Here is a 17594-nt window from a genome sequence, read left to right as displayed (position 1 = left end):
ACCCTCCATTACTTCAATGTAAGAAATTCTGCAATTGGACCGAGTACTAACATTGGGAAGAATGTTAATGCACCGACAATTACAATTGTTCCGATGAAGATGCCACCAAATAAACTATTATCTGTACGGAACGTTCCGACTGTTTCTGGCACTACCGTTTTTTCTTTCAATGAAGCTGCCACAGCTAGCATCGTAATTAAACTGAAGTAACGTCCTAAAAACATAACTAAACCAGTCGTAATATTCCAAAACGGTGTATTATCTCCTAATCCTTCAAATCCAGATCCGTTATTCGCAGCTGACGATGTATATTCATATACCACTTGCGTCAAACCGTGGAAACCGGAATGAGAAATAGCATCCGTCCCTAAATTTGTTGAAAGAGCTAATGCCGAAAATCCTAAAATGAGCAATGGATGAAATAAAATCGTGACCGCGATTAATTTCATTTCCTTACCTTCAATCTTTTTACCTAAAAACTCTGGTGTCCGTCCAACCATTAACCCAGATATAAACACCGCGATAATTGCATACATAATAATGTTTACAAAACCTGCTCCAACGCCGCCATACACAGTATTTAACATCATATTTACAAGCGGAACTAAACCGCCAATTGGTGTTAACGTATCATGCATCGTATTAACAGCGCCTGTTTCAGCAGCTGTCGTTACCGTTGCGTATAATGAAGAAAATACTGTTCCAAATCGTACTTCTTTCCCTTCTGTACTTCCTTGTACATGTTCGATACCCATTCCATTTAATGCCGGATTCCCATTTAGTTCAGATGTCGTAATCGTTATAAATCCTAGTAAAAACACCATAAAAAGTGATACGAAAAGGATGCGACCTTGTTTTTTATTTCCTACCATTCGTCCGTACGTAAATGGAAGTGCTGTTGGTAATAACATCATAAGCATCATTTGCAAAATATTACTCATTTGTCCTGGATTTTCAAAAGGATGCGTAGAGTTCGCTCCGAAAAATCCACCGCCGTTATTTCCAAGTTCCTTTATGGAAACGAATGATGCAACAGGTCCACGTAATATACTTTGCTTTGCCCCATCAATCGTTTGTGCTGTAACCGCCCCATCTAACGTTTGGGGTACGCCAAGTGCGACAAAAACTAGTGCCGCAATAAATGCGATAGGAAGAAACACTCTCGTTAACGCTCTCGTAAAATCAACGAAAAAGTTACCAAGTTCTTTTCCAGCAAGTCCTCTTATAAAAGCCATAACGAGCGCTAATGTCGTTGCTGGTGCCGCAAACATTAAAAATGTAATCCCGATTAATTGTGATAAATAGGATAAACCATTTTCACCGCTATAATGCTGTAAATTTGTATCAGCCATAAAACTAATCGCTGTATTAAAAGCGAGCGTAGGCTCCATCCCTTCAATATGCGCTGGATTTAGCGGCAGCACACCTTGTAATCTGAAAATGAAATATACAACAACAATCATAAATCCGTTGAGTAAAACTAATGATAATGCGTACTGTTTCCACGTTTGATTGTATTCTTTTACACCCGTAATTTTAAAAATAAATTTTTCAAAAGGCCCAAATACTTTATCTAGCGTTTTGCTACCTTGAAAAGCTTTTTCTAAATAAACCCCCGTTGGCTTTGCTACTAAAATAAACAAGAGCATTGTAATAATGACTGCAACCCAAATCATAATGAATGATTCCCCCTAATTAAAACTTCTCTGGATTTAATAATGCATACACTAAATACACTGTAATTGCTGCGACAATAACCGATAAGACAATCATCATGATTGCTTTCCTTCTTTCACAACTTTATCTGACCAACTTGCAAGACTTGCCATTGATGCAACTAATAAAATAAAAATCCCGACCATTACAACATCTAACATAGCTATCCCTCACTTTATTTTTGTTAAAATTTACCATTTAAATATTAAAAAAGAACACTGAGCTCTACTCAGTGTTCAAAAAATGAACAACAAAAAGTAAACCTCCTCTCTAAACGCTTACGAGGTTAGCTGTCGGATTCGGGCCTAAAGAGTAGCCCTACTTTCAAAACTGAAAGATTCACCCCAAGTGACGATGCACAAAATTGGTTCCCCCGCTCCATTTCTGGAACTCAGCGATTTTAGGTTTTTTTGGAAATTTTATGAATGATTTATGAGAGTAAATATACTCCTCTATATTTCACTTGTAAAGGAGTAAATTACTGAAAATAATAATATTTACATTCATTTAAACGCTTACATTGAAGATTATTACTATTATTTCATCTATTTTCTTTATTTCTCTTCTCTTTTCTTAAAAATGACCTTTTAAATATGAAATAAAAAGAGCGAATGACATGAAGTGCATAGCTTGTTGCACTCAGCATTCGCTCTTTTTTATTCAACCTTTATTCTCCTCGTAAAAATGCACGTAAATTTCTCCCGCGAATATAAACTTGTGTCAATTCTGCATGTAGCTGCTCATACTCGGTAATATCTACCTCTAAATACAAAGCATCTTTTGATGGTAATATAATATACGGCCCTGGAAAAAGGGGATCGATCTGAACCAATTCTTGAACTCGCTCTACCGATACTGCCCAACGATTTGCTATATCTCCAAGTAATAGTACCTTCATCATTTCTTCCCCCGCCCTATTCAAAAAATAAAAAAGAAATATTATCACAATTTGTAAACACGACAAACTTAGCTCCAATTGTTTCATAGAGCCTCGCTGGATATCGTTTATTCCTTGTAACAACAGTAATAGGTGCTTGAAAAGAAAAGCGAATGTGTTCTGTGAAAAAACTAACGATTGGAAGCTCATCCCCTAGTAAAATCACCTTCTTAATACACTCACAAATACTAGTAAAGTCCTGCTCCTTACTGCAGCTATAAGTCCAATCAAACCCACAATTCCTAACTTCAGCCGCTATCTCTTCATTTGCTGTAAAAATAATTAACTCATGTTGAAATGATACTAAATCTCTTAAACTATTTACCTTACTTTCTTCTCCAACACAAATAAGTGTTAGTTCCATGTACCTCATCCTCCTTAGTATAAAAGAAATCAAACATAGATTGATATTCCCCTATACTAATCAGATCGATGAAGTGATGTATCCATCATGGCACCGTCCTCTCTCAAGACGCTTACGAAGTTAGCTGTCGGATTCGGACTTTGAGAGTAGCCCTACTTTCAAACTTGAAAGATTCACCCCTAGTGACACTGCACAAATTGGTTCCTCCGCTCCATATAATTGGACTCAGCGTTTACAAAAAAATGTATTCTGGCTGATATATTACTCCTGTATTTTGAAAAAGTAAACAGAAAAAAAGCCAGTTATAAAACTGGCTTTTCACTTATCTATACACGCGTTCTATTCACTTTATACGCAAAATGATTCGTCGGTCCATGACCACTACCAATATTCAATGGCTCTTCAATTGCTATACTAATAAATCGTTTTGCTTCTTGAACAGCATCTTCAATTGAGTATCCTTTCGCAAGTCCTGCTGTAACCGCTGAAGCAAATGTACACCCACTTCCATGCGTTTGCTTTGAAGGAATTCGCTCGCTTCTAAACTCAATAAATTTTTCTCCATCAAAGAGGAAATCAATTACTTCATTCCCTTGATATTCTGCATGTCCGCCCTTCATAAGCACATATTTAGCACCTAATTCATGCAATATTTTTGCAGCTTCCTTACTATCTTCAACATTATGAATCTCCATCCCAGTTAACACTTCTGCTTCTGGGACATTCGGTGTTATAACAGTTGCTACTGGTAATAAATATTCTTTTAATGCTTGAACTGCTTCTTGCTGTAATAATGATGCACCGCCTTTTGCAATCATAACGGGATCTAGCACAATATTATTCCAGCCAAACTTTTTAATTTGTTCTGCAACAATTTGAATTATTTCACTACTAAATAACATTCCTAGTTTCACTGCATCTGGTGTTACATCCGTACCAATTGAATTCAGCTGTTCTGTAATACCTTCTAATGGAACAGGATATACCCCTTGAACGCCAAGCGTGTTTTGAGCAGTAATTGCCGTAATAGCCGTCATTCCGTATACACCAAGCTCTTGGAATGTTTTTAAATCTGCCTGAATTCCAGCACCGCCGCCGCTATCAGACCCTGCAATTGTTAAAGCTTTATTCACTTTCATCCCACTCATCCTTTTCTATCCAAAATAGCGATGATAAATCGTTTTTGCTTCGCTTATATCTTTCGTTCCATGTACGAGCACACGGCCATCTTTAAAGGCTACTAACCTCTTGTCTTCAACAGAAAATGATAGTAAATATGGATTTATATTTAAATCATTTACACGACCTTCCAACAACTCTTTATATTGTTCAAAATTCATTTCATCTTTATGAGGTGGTCTAATTTGAACTGTATTTCGCCCGCATAAAACTGCTGTTTTTGATGTGTTTTCTTTATTTAAATACGGATATAATGCATTCTCTCCGCATGAAGGACAATTATGCTGGCGAAGTTTTTGCACATTCATACATGAATACTCATTCTTCCACATATCAAACGATACAAGCCCATCTCGAAGTGATTCGTAATCTTCTACTAACAGTTTAAGAGCTTCTGTTACTTGATGAGAAACGACAAGAGATACAGCAGGTGATATAATACCCGCTGTATCACATGTTGCCCCGCCAAGCGGAATCGACTGTAATAAACATGATAAACATGGTGTTTTACTAGGAAGGATTGTGTAAGAAAGACCGTAACTACCTACACATGCACCGTAAATCCATGGAATAGAATATTTTTGTGATATATCATTTACAATAAAGCGCGTTTCGAAATTATCAGTCGCATCAATAATTACATCAACATTTATAACAAGTTCTTCTAGCTCTTCAGCTGTTACATCTTGAACGAGAGCTTCTATTGTTACATCACTATTAATCTCTTCTAAACGTTTTTTAGCCGCTATAGCTTTTGGAAGATTATTCTTTACGTCGCTCTCTGCATACAATTGTTGTCTTTGTAAATTACTCCAATCTACATAATCACGGTCAACAATTGTTATCTTGCCAACACCTGCTCTTACAAACATCTCTGCATTTGCACTACCTAATGCACCTGCACCGATAATAAGCACATGCTTTTCTCTTATCTTTTGCTGTCCTTCTTCTCCAATTGGAGAAAATAGTTCTTGACGAGAATATCGATTATTCAACTACGCTCATTCCTTCTAAAGGACTACTTGCAGTTGCACAACGCTTACGTGCAATGCGACCTGCTTCAAATCCTAAACGGCCTGCTTCAATACTTAATTTCATTGCTTGTGCCATTTTAATAGGATCTTTTGCTCCTGATACAGCTGTATTTAATAACACGCCATCTGCTCCTAATTCCATTGCAAATGCCGCATCAGCTGGGCTACCAATACCGGCATCAACGATAACTGGTACTGTCGCTTGTTCAATAATGAAGCTCAAATTTAATGGATTTACAATACCAAGTCCTGATCCGATTGGAGATGCTCCTGGCATAATCGCATGCACGCCAAGCTCTTGTAATTTACGTGCTAATACAACATCATCAGATGTATACGGAAGTACGATAAATCCTTCTTCCAGTAACATTTCAGATGCCTTTAATGTTTCTACCGGATCAGGTAATAACGTTCTATCATCACCAATAACTTCTACCTTTATCATGTCACAAAGCCCAGAAGCTTTTGCTAATTTTGCAATACGAACAGCCTCTTCAGCGTTTTTTGCTCCTGCTGTATTTGGTAATAACGTATATTTTTTCACATCAAGTTTCTCTAATAAATTAGGTTGCTTTGCATCAAAGATATCCATACGACGTACTGCAAACGTTAAAATTTCAGCTTCAGAAACGTCAATTGCCTTTTGCTGTACGTCAAAATCAGGGAATTTACCTGTTCCTAATAAAAGTCTAGAATGAAATGAAAATGGTCCAATGTTTAACATAATCAACCGCCTCCTACGAAAGTTACAATCTCAATTTGGTCTCCATCAAAAACAGATGTATCTGTATGATCATCTTTTTGTAAAATATCTTTATTACGCTCTACTACAACAATTCTGTTATCTAGCTCTAAATGTGTAAGTAGCTCAGCTACTGTTTTTACACTCGCTGGCACTTCAATTTGGTTACCATTAATTTTTAAATTCAAACTTCCATCCCCTTTCTAAACTCTTCTAGAAAGCAATGAATCTAGCAAATGATTCTCTTGCTTTCCTTCTATTAAATCAGCCATATATTGGCCAGAAATAGGACTTAATAAAATACCGTTTCGATAATGGCCCGTGCAAGCATATAAACCTTTTATTTCTTCATGCTCTCCCATATAAGGAGCTTCATGATTCGATTGTGGTCTTAATCCTGCCCACGTGCTTTCCCATTCTGCTTCTTTTAAAGCTGGCAATATTGTATAAGCACGCTCTAATATAGAAGTTATACTTTCTGGCTGCACAGTTTTATTGAACGTATGTGGCTTCATTGTTGCCCCAATTACGTAACGTCCACCGCGCTTTGGAGTAATGTAAAATCTTTCTTGAAAAATAGGTGCTTTTAAAAGTTGTTTTCTACTTCTTACCGCAACCACTTCTCCTTTAACTGGATATGTACCCCAATCGCGGTGAAAATAACTGAGTAACTTCGTGCTCCATGAACCTCCTGCAATAACGACTTTCTCACATGTGACAATACCTTCACTTGTAATAACTCCAGTCACTTTATTATTTTCAATACGGATATCAAATCCTTCTGTCTGTTCATATATATCAGCACCGGAAATCGCTGCAGAATGTGCGAATGCTTTCGTAAGCTCTGGTGCAATAACATGACCGTCTTTCGGATAATATACTGCTCCTATAATAGATTCGGATAGATATGGCTCTTTTTCCCGCACATGGTCTCCCGTTAGAAAATAAGAATCTTCACCTGTTTTCTGCTGCCAATCCATAATGTGAAGAATTCTTTCCTTCTCATCTTCATTTTGAGCAATACGATAAATTCCTTTTTCTTCATATCCAATATCAACACCCGTCTTTTCACGTAAAACTGCTGCAAGTTGTGGAAATATAGCTCGGCTTTCTCTAGCAAGTTCAAATAGCGGATCATACGCATCCCATTCTGCCTGAACACCAAGTAAACCAGCAGCTGCTTTTGAAGCTTCCGATGCAATACTTTGCTTCTCCACAATCGCTACTTTATGTCCTCTTTCTGCTAGAAAATGTGCAACTGAACTACCAATTACACCACCACCAATAATCGCTACATCATACTTCTCACACATGTTTTTCCGCCCACTTTCTTATTGATTCCTTATAAGATTTCGCTTTGCTATACGGGTTACTATTACTTACAATTCCAGACATAACTGCTATACCGCTTACACCGTTAGTAAGAACATCCACTGTGTTTTCTGGGGTAATTCCTCCAATTGCTGTAATCGGTATAGATAAACACCTTGCAATGTCTGAAATTTCTTCAAGCCCTCTCGCTGGCACACCTTTTTTACAATCTGTCGGAAATACATGGCCATAAACGAGTGAATCCGCTCCATTTTTAAAAGCTACTATTGCTTCATCTAGCGAATGCACAGAATAACCGACATGCAAATACGAAAACTTTTCTTTCACTGACTTTACATCTGTACTTCGATATCCTAGTTGAACACGAGGAATATTTAATAAAATTGCAATATCAATTCGATCGTTTATGACAATTTTAGAAGCTGGAAAGCCCTCCATTAATAGACTTTCCACACCTTCATATAATTCCTTCGTACTCTTCTCACGCTCACGAATATGCAAATAATCAATCTCACTCTCAATTTGCATCGCTACATTCACTAACTCTTCGAATGGCATATGGCCATTTGAGATTACGTGGAGCTCATTTTTCATATTCATTCGCCTACTTTAAAATATTTTCGAATAATTCATCGGCTGGGACGGTTTCTTTCGTCATTCCTTTGTCCTTCAGCCACTTATTTTGTTTCTCCCAAGATTCTTTTGAATCTGATAAGAATGGCTCATCTTTCGTTTCCATCTTCTCTAATAAAATGTTCATACTTTCCTTTTCAACTTCTGGCACAAGTGGGAAGTTTTCTTTTTCTTGATGATTTAATAAAATATTCAATGCTTCATCTGGGTTTTTCTTCATGAAATCATAGCCTTTTTTCGTACCACGTAAGAAAGCTTGCAACGCCTCTTTATCTTTTTTCAACGTTTTATCACCTGTTACAAACACAAGCTCATGATAGTTTGGTACTCCGTAATCAGCTGGATTAAAGTACGCTGGTTCATGGCCTTCATGACGCATAACAGGTACTTCATGGTTAATGTATGCCCCTGTTACCGCATCTACTTTCTTCGTAATTAATGCTGGTACTAAATCAAAGCCAACATCTACTACTTTCACTGTATCAGGATTACCACCAGCTTCTTTTACCATCGTTTTTAAATACATCTCACTTAATGGTGTTCCAGAGTATCCTACTGTTTTTCCTTCTAAATCTTTCGGTGATTGAATGCCCGCTGATTTCAGTGATACAACATGATTTAATGGTGAACGTACGACAGCCCCAATTGATTTCACTGGAATTTGCTCATTCGCTTTCGCCATAACAACATCTGGCTGATAATACAAGCCAACTGTCACCTTCCCTGCTGCTGCCAGCGTTAATGGATCAGTCGGATTAGAAGGGAATTTAATATTTACCTTTACACCTTCTTCTTTAAAGTATCCTTTTTCAATTGCTGCATAGATAAAGCTATGTACCGCATTTGGATACCAATCTAACATGACTGTTATTTCTTTCTCTTTTTTACTTTTGTCTGATGCTGAATTACTCGAACATCCTGCAATTATTGCAATTAATAATGTAAACACAAAGATGCGCTTTAAAAATTTCATGAATGCTTCCTCCAACTAATGAATTTCTTTTCTAATATGGAAATAATTACGACGAAGAAAATAGCTAATAATGATAACAATACAATAGGTGCAAATACGCCAGCTCCATCTAACTGCGTCATCATTCTCTTACTGAAATATCCAAGCCCAGCTTGTGCACCGAGCCATTCTCCAATTGCTGCTCCGATAACACTAAGCGGAACTGCAATTTTTAAAGCTGAGAAAAAATAAGGAAGAGCAGACGGCAACTTTAATTTAAGAAAAATATCTCTTTTTGTTGCTCCATATGTAACTAAGAGCTCCTCCCATTCTTTTTTCGTACTACGCAGTCCATCATACGTATTGACCGCAATTGGGAAAAACGTAATTAAAACTGTGACAACAACCTTACTCCAAATTGTATATCCAAACCATAAAACAAATAGCGGAGCAAGCGCAGTAATCGGAATCGTTTGTGAAGCAACTAATAATGGATAAAATGCTCTCTCCATCCATGTACTCGCATTCATTAACATCGCTAGCCCTACACCTAATACGATAGAGATAACAACACCTATTAAAACGACGTATAACGTTGCAGGTAAATGAACTGTAAATAATATGTCTTTTAGTTTCCATATCTTCATTAAAATCGCAGAAGGTGACGGTAAAATGTACATCTCATCTACAATTCTTGCTCCTATTTCCCACACAGCTAGTAAAATACTAGAAAGTGTAATAGCAGGAACTAATTCTTTCAATCGGTTCATCACACAAGTACCTGCCTTTGTAACATACTAAGAAGCTCATCTTTCAGCGCTAATACTTCCGGTTTATATAAATCTTTTCGTGTTCTGTTATGATCAAGCGGTACAGTCCGTTCAGTCAAAGTCGTTATCGGCTGCTGTTCCACTACTAAAACTCGGTTTGAAAGAAATAAAGCTTCTTCAACATCATGAGTAATGAATAAAATTGTTTTTTCCCACTCTTGCCATTGTTCAAACAACCATTCTTGCAAAGAGGTCTTCGTTAAAGCATCCAACGCACTAAATGGTTCATCTAACAGCAATATCTCCCCGCCTGTTAATAAAGTTCGAATAAAAGATACACGTTGTCTCATACCACCAGATAAATCTTTCGGATATTTTTTCTCATACCCTTGCAAACCAAATTTATGTAACAGTTCCTTTGCCTTTACTTCTGCTTCTTTCTTCTGTACACCTTGGCACTCTAGCGGCAGGGCAGCATTCTCAATAATTGTTCTCCACGGCAAAAGCATATCTTTTTGCGGCATATATCCTACAGGATGGTGCTTTGTTTCTGTCAGTTCTATCTGTCCAGTACTTACCTTTTCTAGACCTGTAATAAGGCGAAATAAAGTACTTTTCCCACATCCACTCGGTCCGATAATACTGACAAACTCTTTCTCATGTATAGAAGCATTTAATTCATGGATGATTGGTTTCTCATCGTAATGAAAAGAAACATTATGAAACTGTAGTATGTTCTTGCTCCTCAAATCCCCACATCTCCTTACGATAGGACATATCCCAGAATAAATATTCAAATCGACTGGAATATAAGAAGATCTCCTCTAATCTTTCTAGTTCTGTCTCAGACTTTCCAACTGCCATTTCATTTAATAAATCTATTAACCAAATACAAAGATTACCGTATTCTTCCGAACTATATCCTTGAATCCACTCACCAAAAAACTCATGATCTCTTGCTCCAGGAATATCATTTAAACGCTTTCCAATTTCCCAATAGCTCCACATACATGGAAGAAGCGCTGCTATTAATTCCGCAAGTGTGCCATTTTGAGATACAGACATCATGTAATTTGTATAAGCTAAATTTTTAGCAGATGGTTTCGCAGACTCTATCTCCTCTATAGAAATTCCAAGTCTTTTTGCATATTGTTTATGGATTGTCATTTCGCCATTTAATATTCCATCAATTTGTTCAGCGAACTTTCCCATTACTTGTGGATTCGTTGCTTTTACAACACCAATCGCATATAACTTTGCATAATCTAGCAGATATAAATAATCTTGAATAATATAATACTGGAATTTATCTTTTTCTAACGTGCCATCTCCCATACCCACTACAAACGGATGATTATGACTCATCTCCCAAACCGGTTGCACAGTTTCTAATAATCTATCGCAAAATTTCATTTCTCTATCCCCTTTCAATATATGTATCTAAATAAAAAACCACTTCTATATATAAGAAGTGGTTACAGCAAATAAAGTTATACATTTATTCGATGCTCCACTTCCCTTCGCTAGTATTACCTAGATCAGGTGTTGTAAGGGTTAAGGATTATTCCTCTCTCAGCAAGTCAAGCACCCCTAGTGGTTTCAATATGAAATTTTCAAATAAAAAAGCCCCGTTTCTATACGCAAAGAAACGGGGACTCATTGTTAGTGTCCGAATTGCTTCCCTACGCTAGCATAATCTAGATCAGGTAATAAAAAGGATCAAAGGCTTACGGCCTACTCTCAGCTGGCAACACCAGCTCTCCTAGCAAACTATAAAATTATCACTGTCAGTATAACACCCTAATAAGACATCATCAACTTTTTTTAATTTTCTTAATTATCAACATAATATCAAAAGTATACAATACATACATTCTATTTTAGAAAATAAAACCCCGATTAATTGTATAAAAAGGAATCATTATCTTCAAAAAATTTATTTTTATATTGATTTCATATTACATTTATGTGAATACCCCCACTATATTATATCTTTATACTATAATAAAATTACAACTATACAACTAGAGGAGGTCTCTATTCCATGAATATGAAAGCTACTGCTTTAACAGCAACTACTGTAGCGATTGCTTCTTTACTTCCTTCTATGGGTGAAACAAATGTACAAAAAGCAAACGCTGAACAATTATCTAATATTAAAACTGGGTATGTCAAAGTCGATCAAGTAGCATTACATACAGAAGATAACGTAAAAAGCACATCAATTGATACAATTCGCTTTAATACAAAAGTGAACATCCTTGAAACAACTAATGGTTGGTATAAAGTATCTGTTCATAATAAAGTAGGTTATGTACAAAAAGATGCTATTTTACTAAAAAACAAACTTCAATCTAATGATCAATACATCGTTAATGCTAATGCATTAAACGTTCGCTCTGAACCTAATTTAGAATCTTCCATTTTAGATGTATTACCAAATGGTAAGTTTATTACCGTTCAAGAAGATCAAGGCGAATGGTATAAAATATCACATAATGGCCAAACAGGTTACGTACAAAAAGCATTCATCTCTAATGGTTCACAACCCTTAGTAAAAGGAATCACCGTTCAAAATAATACAAAATATACTGTTGCAACACCTAATCTAAATGTACGTAGCACCGCTAGTACAAGTAGCGCTCTACTCGGTTCATTACAAAACGGTACACAAGTACAAGTAGTAGAAACTGTAGGTACTTGGTATAAAATTCGTTTTGGCACAGGATACGGATATGTAGCAAAACACTATGTAGTACAAAATCAACCACAAGCTAAAACAGATCAGCCTTCATCAATTCCAGCTGCTTTCAAATTCCCCGCTCAAGGAAGAATTAGCTCAACCTTTGATATACGCTGGGAACAAATGCATTATGGTATAGATATTGCCGCTCCAGGAAACGTCTCTATCCAAGCTGCTGCTGCAGGTAAAGTTGTGAAATCTTATTATTCAGCTAGCTATGGCAATGTTGTTTTCATTGCGCATCAAATCAATGGGAAATTATATACAACTGTTTATGCTCATATGAAGGATCGCACTGTACAAGCTGGTGATCAAGTACAAACTGGACAATTAATAGGTCATATGGGAAACACAGGTCATTCATACGGGCAACATCTTCATTTTGAATTACATAATGGAGAATGGAATTTTGAAAAAACAAATGCAGTAAATCCACTGCCATATTTAGTTAGGTAAATTGTATGCCACGCAATATACCTCTTATAATTGAATACGTAGCCTTTTTAGGTTTAATCTGTTGTTTAATCATTTACAATACAAATATTGTATTTTTATCTATTATTATTGCTTTTGTTGCATTAGAAATTATGATGGAATCATTTCAAGTGCAACTAAAACAAAAAATTGCCCATATTTATAATGCTATTTTTCTTTTGAGTGCTCTCATAACAAATATAATTAGTAATGGCTTTTATTTATCTACTGTATTTCCAGTATTCTTTATGGCTGTTTTATTATTTGTAGCTAGATATATTAATGTCCCTTATAACCAAAAACAAAAACAAGAAGCTTAGAAAGAGGAGACACTGTGTACCAATCTTTCAAAGATACTCCAATAAAATACATATTGAATTTGTATAAGAAAGCCAATACTTTTTTTGGTATACAAGGAAGTTATACTGCACAACTTCTCCTATATGGAATGTTGTTTCTTATCTTAATCACTTCCTCCTTGTTTTACTAACAAAAAAGGATCTCACATAAACTGGAGATCCTTTTTAATTTATATTAATTTTTCATATCGAAAATATTGTTTATCCACAAGCATATTTTTCATAAATAAAGCTCAGATTATATTTTTTCTCTAAGCTCATTCGTTGTTCGTCATCGCACCAATAGAAAAGAATATCATGAATCGTTGCGTAACGCTTATTTTTAAGAAATAGCCTAAAGAATGATGGTAAACAATCATGTAATTGTATAAATATATAATTGCGTAGTGTTTCTTCTTTATATTCAATGCCCTTACAAATATACAGTAATTCTTCACAATAATATGCATGCTGTGGAACTTGTATCATTTCGAAAAATGGCACATAAGATAGTAGCTTTCCAATAAAATGACCATATCGATCCATTACTCCTATCGTCATATGCTCCATCATTTCTTTCATCACATATAAATAATCATCTACATGCGTTGTCTTTAATGGGTCTAAGCGATCGGAAATTTGAGATAATACAGCTCTTTGACATGCTAAAACTGCCTGACTAGGTCCATAATATGATAGGAAATCTGTACACTTACGATATTTCCGTAATAAATCATGTGTATACAAATCATATACAAAAGTATTACAATACATTGCTAAACTCATCATATCACTATTTAATTGCTCTTTTGATAATGATTTCGCTCTCTTGCACATATAAAAGAATGTAAATTCCAATACTTCTTTATGAGATAATAAATGTTTACAATCGGTTATACACTTCTCATTAAATTTAACTCTATCCCAAATTTCAATATCCCTATCTGTCAATTCACCTATACGATATTTAATAATTAAATAATTTAAAGCAACTGATTGCGTCAAAAGATCCCATGTTTCATATTCCAATGAAGTATGAACAAACTCAGCTAATCCTTGCGCTATCATAAAATCATTTGCCTCTTCATACCAACCAATCTCTTGGCATAAGCGAAGAATACGCACTAAAGTTGGAATTTCATCTTTATGAAACTGCGGTAATTTCTTTGCTTTATTCATGCCATATACGATAAATGCCGCTAAATTTTCTTCTTTATAAAATTCTTTCTCTTTCCATACTAATATAGTTCGTTCTTTCCCCTCACCTTTTGGGTGACAAGGTACAAGCAAAGAAAATAATTCAGCGAAATTATTTGGTTCTATATATGTATCTGTAACCAAATTCCAATTTGGATCGCCCTGTACAGCCTTCATATAATTCCCCTTCCCTTTTCATCTATGTAGGAAATATTAATTTATTATCGCACCACTAAAAATTAATATTGTTATATTCAAAATCTCTCATAATACTTATATCTATCAGTATATCATCTTTTCTCTTATTAAAAATTAAGAATAACAAATTTTAAAAAAATGTCGAAATTATTAACCACATACTTATTATATAATGTCTCAGATACATCACGCTAACATATTAGTTTAATCCATATATACTAGAATAATGTATCTGAAATTTATATATAATTTAGCTCTTTATGAGTGACCATTAAACTCTCGGTTAATGAAAGTTTCAATTTACTCTGTACGCTCTGAGATTTCGCTCAAGGCAAATCCAGCTTGATCATCTGCTGATTCCCTTATAGCTAAATCTCCTAGTGCTAACATGCCAATAAGTTGACCACTATCAACTACTGGTAATCGTCTAATTTGATGCTGTGCCATTAGCTCTGTAGCTTTTTCAATAGAATCATTTGGAGAAACTGAGATAATATTTGTTGTCATTACATTTGTAATCTTATTAGATCCAGGATGTTTTTCAGCAATCCCTCGAACGACTAAATCACGATCAGTAACAAGCCCAACAACTTGCTCATTTTCAACAACAGGAATTAATCCAACCGATTCTTCCTTCATTTTTACAGCTGCCTCATATACATTGTCTAGCGGTGTACAATGTACAATATGGGTACTCATTAAGTCTCTCACTCGTGTCATTATGATTTCCTCCTTTTTATACATACCATAGCTTTTCCAAAATTCCTTTATTTATTTCTGGAAAGTAACGTAATAAAAAGGATTAACAAAATAAAAAAGAGCCAGCATAATGCTGACTCTTTTTGTATGACCCGTACGGGATTCGAACCCGTGTTACCGCCGTGAAAGGGCGGTGTCTTAACCACTTGACCAACGGGCCATGGCTCCGCAGGTAGGACTCGAACCTACGACCGATCGGTTAACAGCCGATAGCTCTACCACTGAGCTACTGCGGAATAATATATGGTGGGCCTAAATGGACTCGAACCATCGACCTCACGCTTATCAGGCGTGCGCTCTAACCAGCTGAGCTATAGGCCCATATACTTTACAGGGGCAGTAGGAATCGAACCCACACTGGAGGTTTTGGAGACCTCAGTTCTACCTTTAAACTATGCCCCTAAATGATGCCGGCTAGAGGACTTGAACCCCCAACCTACTGATTACAAGTCAGTTGCTCTACCAATTGAGCTAAGCCGGCATAAAAAAATGGTGGCTCGGGACGGAATCGAACCGCCGACACGAGGATTTTCAGTCCTCTGCTCTACCGACTGAGCTACCGAGCCAACATAAATGGCGGTCCCGACCGGGGTCGAACCGGCGATCTCCTGCGTGACAGGCAGGCATGTTAACCACTACACCACGGGACCATTTGGTTGCGGGGACAGGATTTGAACCTGCGACCTTCGGGTTATGAGCCCGACGAGCTACCGTGCTGCTCCACCCCGCGACAATATAAAGTTTTAAAAAATGGAGGAGGTAGAGGGATTCGAACCCCCGCGCGACTCTCGCCGCCTGTCGGTTTTCAAGACCGATCCCTTCAGCCGAACTTGGGTATACCTCCATGAAGGAAAAAATAAATATTTTATTATTATATGTCTAAACCATTAAAGAAAAAATGGAGGAGGTAGAGGGATTCGAACCCCCGCGCGATTCTCACCGCCTGTCGGTTTTCAAGACCGATCCCTTCAGCCGAACTTGGGTATACCTCCGAGACATATATTAAATAAAGTGGAGCCTAGCGGGATCGAACCGCTGACCTCCTGCGTGCAAGGCAGGCGCTCTCCCAGCTGAGCTAAGGCCCCATGTTTTTTGGGAATATCGGGAAGACAGGATTTGAACCTGCGACCCCCTGGTCCCAAACCAGGTGCTCTACCAAGCTGAGCCACTTCCCGTTAATAAAAGCGCGCCCGAGAGGAGTCGAACCCCTAACCTCTTGATCCGTAGTCAAACGCTCTATCCAATTGAGCTACGGGCGCATATGGTGCCGAGGGCGGGGGTCGAACCCGCACGGTGGTCACCCACCGCAGGATTTTAAGTCCTGTGCGTCTGCCTGTTCCGCCACCCCGGCATGTCATATTGAAAATTGGAGCGGAAGACGGGATTCGAACCCGCGACCCCAACCTTGGCAAGGTTGTATTCTACCACTGAACTACTTCCGCAAGACATGTATGAGTTATTTTATTAAAAGTGCGGGTGAAGGGAGTCGAACCCCCACGCCAAAGGCGCTAGATCCTAAGTCTAGTGCGTCTGCCAATTCCGCCACACCCGCATATTTCATTAAAATGGTGAGCCATGAAGGACTCGAACCTTCGACCCTCTGATTAAAAGTCAGATGCTCTACCAACTGAGCTAATGGCTCTTAATGGCTGGGCTAGCTGGATTCGAACCAGCGCATGACGGAGTCAAAGTCCGTTGCCTTACCGCTTGGCTATAGCCCATTAATTAAGAATGGTGGAGGGGGGCAGATTCGAACTGCCGAACCCGAAGGAGCGGATTTACAGTCCGCCGCGTTTAGCCACTTCGCTACCCCTCCGACATATATGGTGGAGGATGACGGGATCGAACCGCCGACCCCCTGCTTGTAAGGCAGGTGCTCTCCCAGCTGAGCTAATCCTCCATTTTGCCTGGCAACGTCCTACTCTCACAGGGACAAGGTCCCAACTACCATCGGCGCTAGAGAGCTTAACTTCCGTGTTCGGTATGGGAACGGGTGTGACCTCTCTGCCATCATTACCAGACTGTATTCATTTAAGACAAGAATCATTTTAACTCATTTGACCTCGAAAGTCAATAAGTTTTTTATATTCTTTCAAAACTAGATAACATTTGCTACATATTATATGGTTAAGTCCTCGATCTATTAGTATTCGTCAGCTCCACATGTCACCATGCTTCCACCTCGAACCTATCAACCTGATCATCTTTCAGGGATCTTACTAGCTT

The 17594-nt window shown here is 37.4% G+C and carries 20 protein-coding genes, 20 tRNA genes, 2 rRNA genes and 4 riboswitches; of the genes, 2 read left to right on the top strand and 40 right to left on the bottom strand.

What is annotated here, in order from left to right:
- Positions 1-8: 8 nt before the first annotated feature.
- The 16 genes from kdpA to tenA all read right to left on the bottom strand — a co-directional run bounded on the left by kdpA (position 9) and on the right by tenA (position 11072).
- The gene (gene kdpA / locus ACTFRU_RS06955; RefSeq protein ID WP_440037550.1) at positions 9-1676 is read right to left on the bottom strand and encodes a potassium-transporting ATPase subunit KdpA; all 1668 of its coding nucleotides are present in this window, start codon (positions 1674-1676) and stop codon (positions 9-11) included.
- Positions 1677-1695: 19 nt separating this feature from the next.
- Complete coding sequence (gene kdpF, locus ACTFRU_RS06950) at positions 1696-1773, bottom strand: K(+)-transporting ATPase subunit F (protein ID WP_223153441.1); 78 nt, start codon at positions 1771-1773, stop codon at positions 1696-1698.
- Entirely contained in the window at positions 1773-1877 is a 105-nt protein-coding gene (locus ACTFRU_RS06945; protein WP_000887894.1) for a SipW-dependent-type signal peptide-containing protein, read from the bottom strand. The genes kdpF and ACTFRU_RS06945 overlap by 1 nt, the downstream gene beginning before the upstream one ends.
- A gap of 100 nt (positions 1878-1977) precedes the next feature.
- Positions 1978-2123, bottom strand: a riboswitch (cyclic di-AMP (ydaO/yuaA leader).
- Between the two features lie 134 nt (positions 2124-2257).
- The gene (locus ACTFRU_RS06940; protein WP_001034421.1) at positions 2258-2380 is read right to left on the bottom strand and encodes a hypothetical protein; all 123 of its coding nucleotides are present in this window, start codon (positions 2378-2380) and stop codon (positions 2258-2260) included.
- Positions 2381-2383: 3 nt separating this feature from the next.
- Positions 2384-2617 carry a hypothetical protein gene (locus tag ACTFRU_RS06935; protein WP_001985933.1) on the bottom strand — a complete coding sequence of 78 codons (234 nt, stop codon included), beginning with the start codon at positions 2615-2617 and terminating at the stop codon, positions 2384-2386.
- Positions 2618-2630: 13 nt separating this feature from the next.
- Entirely contained in the window at positions 2631-3017 is a 387-nt protein-coding gene (locus tag ACTFRU_RS06930; protein WP_000424090.1) for a hypothetical protein, read from the bottom strand.
- A 93-nt stretch (positions 3018-3110) separates the two neighbouring features.
- Positions 3111-3258, bottom strand: a riboswitch (cyclic di-AMP (ydaO/yuaA leader).
- An 85-nt stretch (positions 3259-3343) separates the two neighbouring features.
- Positions 3344-4156 (bottom strand): bifunctional hydroxymethylpyrimidine kinase/phosphomethylpyrimidine kinase, encoded by an 813-nt coding sequence (gene thiD / locus ACTFRU_RS06925; protein ID WP_000867387.1) that lies wholly within the window; start codon positions 4154-4156, stop codon positions 3344-3346.
- Between the two features lie 15 nt (positions 4157-4171).
- A complete protein-coding gene (gene thiF / locus ACTFRU_RS06920) occupies positions 4172-5191 on the bottom strand; it encodes a thiazole biosynthesis adenylyltransferase ThiF (RefSeq protein WP_001065417.1) in 1020 nt (339 codons plus the stop codon).
- Entirely contained in the window at positions 5184-5954 is a 771-nt protein-coding gene (gene thiG, locus ACTFRU_RS06915; protein ID WP_000931981.1) for a thiazole synthase, read from the bottom strand. Before thiG ends, thiF begins: the two co-directional genes overlap by 8 nt.
- A 2-nt stretch (positions 5955-5956) precedes the next feature.
- Entirely contained in the window at positions 5957-6160 is a 204-nt protein-coding gene (gene thiS, locus ACTFRU_RS06910) for a sulfur carrier protein ThiS (protein ID WP_001049502.1), read from the bottom strand.
- Positions 6161-6175: 15 nt separating this feature from the next.
- Entirely contained in the window at positions 6176-7285 is a 1110-nt protein-coding gene (gene thiO, locus ACTFRU_RS06905) for a glycine oxidase ThiO (RefSeq protein ID WP_440037549.1), read from the bottom strand.
- Positions 7278-7898: a thiazole tautomerase TenI gene (tenI, locus tag ACTFRU_RS06900; protein WP_139849181.1), complete on the bottom strand. Its 621-nt coding sequence runs from the start codon at positions 7896-7898 to the stop codon at positions 7278-7280. Before tenI ends, thiO begins: the two co-directional genes overlap by 8 nt.
- Positions 7899-7908: 10 nt before the next feature.
- A complete protein-coding gene (locus tag ACTFRU_RS06895; RefSeq protein WP_088345612.1) occupies positions 7909-8910 on the bottom strand; it encodes an ABC transporter substrate-binding protein in 1002 nt (333 codons plus the stop codon).
- Positions 8907-9659: an ABC transporter permease gene (locus ACTFRU_RS06890; RefSeq protein ID WP_001080853.1), complete on the bottom strand. Its 753-nt coding sequence runs from the start codon at positions 9657-9659 to the stop codon at positions 8907-8909. Before ACTFRU_RS06890 ends, ACTFRU_RS06895 begins: the two co-directional genes overlap by 4 nt.
- Positions 9659-10408, bottom strand: coding sequence for an ABC transporter ATP-binding protein (locus ACTFRU_RS06885; protein WP_001256791.1), 750 nt, complete (start codon positions 10406-10408; stop codon positions 9659-9661). Before ACTFRU_RS06885 ends, ACTFRU_RS06890 begins: the two co-directional genes overlap by 1 nt.
- Positions 10377-11072 carry a thiaminase II gene (gene tenA, locus ACTFRU_RS06880; protein ID WP_000666828.1) on the bottom strand — a complete coding sequence of 232 codons (696 nt, stop codon included), beginning with the start codon at positions 11070-11072 and terminating at the stop codon, positions 10377-10379. Before tenA ends, ACTFRU_RS06885 begins: the two co-directional genes overlap by 32 nt.
- 85 nt (positions 11073-11157) lie before the next feature.
- Positions 11158-11261: riboswitch (TPP riboswitch) on the bottom strand.
- A 60-nt stretch (positions 11262-11321) separates the two neighbouring features.
- Positions 11322-11433, bottom strand: a riboswitch (TPP riboswitch).
- Between the two features lie 270 nt (positions 11434-11703).
- Between tenA and ACTFRU_RS06875 the strand changes: the two genes are divergently transcribed.
- Together ACTFRU_RS06875 and ACTFRU_RS06870 are read left to right on the top strand one after the other, a co-directional pair.
- Positions 11704-12858, top strand: coding sequence for an SH3 domain-containing protein (locus ACTFRU_RS06875; protein ID WP_001056037.1), 1155 nt, complete (start codon positions 11704-11706; stop codon positions 12856-12858).
- A 5-nt stretch (positions 12859-12863) separates the two neighbouring features.
- A complete protein-coding gene (locus tag ACTFRU_RS06870; protein WP_001137823.1) occupies positions 12864-13196 on the top strand; it encodes a hypothetical protein in 333 nt (110 codons plus the stop codon).
- A gap of 240 nt (positions 13197-13436) precedes the next feature.
- Here ACTFRU_RS06870 and ACTFRU_RS06865 read toward each other — a convergent pair whose 3' ends face one another.
- From ACTFRU_RS06865 to ACTFRU_RS06750, 24 genes are all read right to left on the bottom strand, one after another.
- Positions 13437-14588, bottom strand: a complete 1152-nt coding sequence (locus ACTFRU_RS06865) for a DUF3965 domain-containing protein (protein ID WP_000648912.1) — start codon at positions 14586-14588, stop codon at positions 13437-13439.
- Positions 14589-14909: 321 nt separating this feature from the next.
- The gene (locus ACTFRU_RS06860; protein WP_000199011.1) at positions 14910-15329 is read right to left on the bottom strand and encodes a CBS domain-containing protein; all 420 of its coding nucleotides are present in this window, start codon (positions 15327-15329) and stop codon (positions 14910-14912) included.
- A gap of 127 nt (positions 15330-15456) precedes the next feature.
- A tRNA-Glu gene (locus ACTFRU_RS06855) sits at positions 15457-15528 on the bottom strand.
- Between the two features lies 1 nt (position 15529).
- Positions 15530-15604, bottom strand: a tRNA-Asn gene (locus ACTFRU_RS06850).
- An 8-nt stretch (positions 15605-15612) separates the two neighbouring features.
- A tRNA-Ile gene (locus ACTFRU_RS06845) sits at positions 15613-15689 on the bottom strand.
- Between the two features lie 10 nt (positions 15690-15699).
- Positions 15700-15770 (bottom strand) — tRNA-Trp (locus ACTFRU_RS06840).
- A 6-nt stretch (positions 15771-15776) separates the two neighbouring features.
- Positions 15777-15849 (bottom strand) — tRNA-Thr (locus tag ACTFRU_RS06835).
- 9 nt (positions 15850-15858) lie between these two features.
- Positions 15859-15934, bottom strand: a tRNA-Phe gene (locus tag ACTFRU_RS06830).
- Positions 15935-15942: 8 nt separating this feature from the next.
- Positions 15943-16018, bottom strand: a tRNA-Asp gene (locus ACTFRU_RS06825).
- Between the two features lie 3 nt (positions 16019-16021).
- Positions 16022-16098: transfer RNA gene (locus ACTFRU_RS06820), tRNA-Met, on the bottom strand.
- A 21-nt stretch (positions 16099-16119) separates the two neighbouring features.
- A tRNA-Ser gene (locus ACTFRU_RS06815) sits at positions 16120-16212 on the bottom strand.
- Between the two features lie 55 nt (positions 16213-16267).
- Positions 16268-16360 (bottom strand) — tRNA-Ser (locus ACTFRU_RS06810).
- Positions 16361-16380: 20 nt separating this feature from the next.
- Positions 16381-16453 (bottom strand) — tRNA-Ala (locus tag ACTFRU_RS06805).
- 16 nt (positions 16454-16469) lie between these two features.
- Positions 16470-16543 (bottom strand) — tRNA-Pro (locus ACTFRU_RS06800).
- 10 nt (positions 16544-16553) lie between these two features.
- A tRNA-Arg gene (locus ACTFRU_RS06795) sits at positions 16554-16627 on the bottom strand.
- Positions 16628-16630: 3 nt separating this feature from the next.
- A tRNA-Leu gene (locus tag ACTFRU_RS06790) sits at positions 16631-16719 on the bottom strand.
- A gap of 16 nt (positions 16720-16735) precedes the next feature.
- Positions 16736-16810 (bottom strand) — tRNA-Gly (locus ACTFRU_RS06785).
- 29 nt (positions 16811-16839) lie between these two features.
- A tRNA-Leu gene (locus ACTFRU_RS06780) sits at positions 16840-16920 on the bottom strand.
- Positions 16921-16934: 14 nt separating this feature from the next.
- Positions 16935-17010 (bottom strand) — tRNA-Lys (locus tag ACTFRU_RS06775).
- A 4-nt stretch (positions 17011-17014) separates the two neighbouring features.
- A tRNA-Gln gene (locus ACTFRU_RS06770) sits at positions 17015-17089 on the bottom strand.
- Between the two features lie 11 nt (positions 17090-17100).
- Positions 17101-17184, bottom strand: a tRNA-Tyr gene (locus ACTFRU_RS06765).
- 8 nt (positions 17185-17192) lie between these two features.
- Positions 17193-17268, bottom strand: a tRNA-Val gene (locus ACTFRU_RS06760).
- Between the two features lie 5 nt (positions 17269-17273).
- Positions 17274-17389: ribosomal RNA gene (gene rrf / locus ACTFRU_RS06755) — 5S ribosomal RNA — on the bottom strand.
- Positions 17390-17491: 102 nt separating this feature from the next.
- Positions 17492-17594, bottom strand: a 23S ribosomal RNA gene (locus ACTFRU_RS06750); the annotation flags it as partial.

The organism is Bacillus cereus group sp. MYBK220-1, assembly GCF_051916445.1.
GTDB classification, from domain to species: Bacteria; Bacillota; Bacilli; order Bacillales; family Bacillaceae_G; genus Bacillus_A; species Bacillus_A cereus.
This window is presented reverse-complemented; position numbering and strand designations above follow the sequence as displayed.